The following is a 314-nucleotide window of genomic DNA, read 5'->3' on the forward strand; positions in this document are numbered from 1 at the left end:
CGTCTTCCGGCAAATGAACGTTGATCAGGTTGTCGCGGGCAATCATGGCGGCTCAGAGACATAATTTGTCAGACTGCCGATAACACGTCTGACGGCAATTCACTAGGTTGGCATTAACTCAGCACAACTTGGACGAAGGTCATGACACTGGAATTCCAAATAGCCGAAATCCCGGAGCGCCTTACCCGCGGCCTTCTGACGAAGCTACCAGCTTTGAGGTTCGGAGCCTCCGTCGTTGTGGGCTGGTGGCAACGGAGCGAGACCGAACACGCACTACACCGACTATCGGATCGTGATCTGGCGGACATAGGTAT

At 54.1% G+C, this 314-nt stretch carries 1 protein-coding gene; it reads left to right on the top strand.

Translation table 11 applies throughout. The annotated features are described in order from the left end of the window. Positions 1 to 141 precede the first annotated feature (141 nt). Positions 142 to 314: YjiS-like domain-containing protein (locus AC0L2R_RS33900; protein WP_473514136.1), on the top strand; the 173-nt coding region annotated here is incomplete at its 3' end.

This window comes from Mesorhizobium sp. WSM4820 (genome assembly GCF_055811075.1).